Source organism: Tardiphaga sp., from assembly GCF_028290785.1.
Taxonomy (GTDB): Bacteria; Pseudomonadota; Alphaproteobacteria; order Rhizobiales; family Xanthobacteraceae; genus Tardiphaga.
This window is the reverse complement of record NZ_JAQGJD010000273.1, coordinates 1-2,735: the sequence shown is the minus strand read 5'-3', so window position 1 is coordinate 2,735 and position 2,735 is coordinate 1. Positions and strand designations below refer to the sequence as shown.

2 protein-coding genes and 1 pseudogene are annotated in these 2,735 nt (G+C 69.5%); 2 read left to right on the top strand and 1 reads right to left on the bottom strand.

What is annotated here, in order from left to right:
* Positions 1-104: 104 nt before the first annotated feature.
* On the bottom strand, positions 105-1,178 hold the full coding sequence (tsaD, locus tag JWR89_RS16730) for a tRNA (adenosine(37)-N6)-threonylcarbamoyltransferase complex transferase subunit TsaD (protein ID WP_299718095.1): 1,074 nt from the start codon (positions 1,176-1,178) through the stop codon (positions 105-107).
* A gap of 127 nt (positions 1,179-1,305) precedes the next feature.
* Here tsaD and JWR89_RS16725 point away from each other — a divergent pair, with 127 nt between their 5' ends.
* Positions 1,306-2,052: a uroporphyrinogen-III synthase gene (locus JWR89_RS16725; RefSeq protein ID WP_299718093.1), complete on the top strand. Its 747-nt coding sequence runs from the start codon at positions 1,306-1,308 to the stop codon at positions 2,050-2,052.
* Between the two features lie 71 nt (positions 2,053-2,123).
* Positions 2,124-2,735 (top strand): annotated as a pseudogene (locus JWR89_RS16720) (hypothetical protein); the annotation flags it as partial.

Here is a 2,735-nt window from a genome sequence, read left to right as displayed (position 1 = left end):
GGCACCCCCACCCGACCGGCCTGACGGCCGGCCCCCCTCCCCACGCTTCGCGGGGGAGGGAAAAGAAGATGGCTCCGTGTGATGCAACTTTCATGAGTCGCACCTCAATACGCCGCACGGGTTTTGCCGTAGCCGGCTGGCGCCACGGCGTCGGCGTCGAGCAGCCAGCGCGCGCGCGGCGCGGCTTCCATGGTGTCGGTGATCCCCAAAGCAAAACGCTCGGCGCCGGCCCAGGCGATCATCGCGCCATTGTCGGTGCACAAAGCCGGCGGCGGCAGGATCAGCGTGGTCTGGGCTTTCGCGGCCACCGCCTGCAGCGCGCCGCGGATCGCCTGGTTGGAGGCAACGCCGCCGGCCGCGACCAAAGCGCTCGGCGCTCCAAAACGTTCCTGAAACAGCCGCAGGCCGACGCTGAGCCGGTCGGCGGTGGCTTCCAGCACCGCGGCCTGGAAGCCGGCGCAGAGATCGCTGATGTCCTGCGGTTCCAGCGGCGCGATCCGGCTGGCCTCGTTGCGCACGGCGGTCTTCAGGCCGGACAGCGAAAAATGCGCATCGGGCCGGCCCAGCATCGGCCGCGGGAACGCAAAGCGCTTCGGATCGCCACCGGCTGCGGCGCGCTCCACCTGCGGGCCGCCGGGATAGGGCAGGCCGAGCATCTTTGCCACTTTATCGAACGCCTCGCCCATGGCGTCATCGACGGTGGTGCCAAGCCGGACATATTGGCCGACGCCTAGGACCGCGACGATCTGGGTGTGGCCGCCGGAGGCCAGGAACAGGCAATAGGGAAACGCCAGCGGGCAGGTCAGCCGCGGCGTCAGCGCGTGGGCCTCAAGATGGTTGACCGCGATCAGCGGCGTGTTGTGCACCATGGCGATGGCCTTGGCCGTGGTCAGGCCGACGATGACGCCGCCGATCAGGCCGGGACCGGCCGCCGCGGCGACCGCCGAGAGCTGCGCGAAGCCGATGCCGGCTTCGGTCATCGCGCCCCGGATGATGCCGTCGAGCAGGTCGATATGGGCGCGCGCGGCGATCTCCGGCACCACGCCGCCATAGGGCGCGTGATCCTCGATCTGCGAATGCACGATGTTGGACAGGATCCGGCCGCTGCCGTCGGGCTGGCGTTCGATCACGGCGGCGGCGGTCTCGTCGCAGGTCGTCTCGATTCCCAGCACCAGCATCGGTTGATCGGTGGTCAATGGCCGTCCTTGCGTGTCGGCGGGAACCCGCTTTGCCGGCCCGGCGTAGCATTGCGGGGTCGCAAAGTGCAATCATCTGTTAGCTTGCAGGCGGTAAGCAGGGCATCCCATGGCCATTCTCGTCACCCGACCGCAACCCGACAACGACACCACCACCGCCACGTTGCGGGCGCGTGGCCTCGACGTGCTGCCGGCGCCGATGCTGCGCTTCGAGACGGTGCCGTTTCACGACGACCATGACGCGCATTATGGCGCGGTGATCGTGACATCCGCCAATGCGCTGCGCGCCATCGCCGACCAGCCATTCAAGGACGGCCTGCTCAAGCTGCCGCTGTTCGCGGTCGGCGAGCGCACCGCCCAGGCCGCCCGCGACGCGGGTTTCAGGAATGTCATTTCGGCCGATGGCGACGCCACCGCGTTGCGCGATCTGATGGTCGAGCGCGTCAAGGCGAAGACGTTGAAGAAGAGCGGCACGCTGCTGTATCTCGCCGGCGCCGATCTGGCCCGCGATCTTGCCGGCGAACTCGGCGAACGCGGTTTCAATATCGTCACCCACACCGCCTACCGGATGGCGCCGGTGACCCATCTGCCCGCCGAAGTCTCCGAGGCTTTTGCCGCCGGCCGGATCGAGGCGGTGCTGCATTATTCCCGCCGCAGTGCCCGGGCCTTCTTCGCCGCGGCGGGCATCGCCGGCGTCGAAATCTCCGCGCTGGCGATTCCGCATTGCTGCCTGTCGGACCAGATTGCGTCGGTCGCCCGCGACGCCGGCGCAACCCTGGTGATGGTGGCGCAGACGCCGGACGAGAATGCCCTGTTCGCGGCGCTGGACCGTGCCATCGCGCCGATATCGCGCTAAGGCGGTTATCGCGCTAAGAGAGAGCCGCGCCTCCCGATTGGGGCGCGCCGTGCCACGAGGAACCCCGCGCCATGGTCGATGACAGGCCCGTTGAGACTGGACCGCTGGATCCCGGCAGGCCGCGCCGTGCGCCGCCGACCATAGATCTGCCGGCATCCGAAGTAACCCGCGAGACTTCCGGCCCGGTGGTCCCGGAGGAAGTTGCGACTGTCGGGGAACCGCCCGCCGCCGAAGAAGCCGCTGTCGAGGAGACCGCCGGCGAATCCATCGCCGACCCGGATTCGCCTGCCGAACCGCCGCCACCGCAACCGATGCGGCCCTCGGTGCTGCTGCCGGCCGCGACGGGCGCGATGGTCGCCGCCCTGCTGCTCGGCGCCGCGTCGCTGGCCGGTTGGCCCGGTTCGGCCACGCCGCCATCGCAGGACAATGCGGCGCTGGATGCGCTCGCCGCGCGGGTTGCCAAGGTCGAGGCCCGGCCTGCCGCGCCCTCGGCCGGCACCGCTTCCCCCGATCCCGCCATCGCCGCTCGTCTCGACACGCTGGAAAAATCCCTGGCGTCGCTGCGCAGCGATGTTGCCGCCGCGAAAAACCAGTCGGAGCGTGCTGCTTCCGCGCTCAACGATCTGAAATCGGGGCCACGCGAAGCCGCGGCGGCGGTGGACCTGTCGCCGATCAGCGAACGG

Excerpts from the sequence above, each read along its gene's own strand:
- tsaD (WP_299718095.1), bottom strand. The coding sequence starts at position 1,178 with ATGCTGGTGCTGGGAATCGAGACGACCTGCGACGAGACCGCCGCCGCC.
- JWR89_RS16725 (WP_299718093.1), top strand. The coding sequence starts at position 1,306 with ATGGCCATTCTCGTCACCCGACCGCAACCCGACAACGACACCACCACC.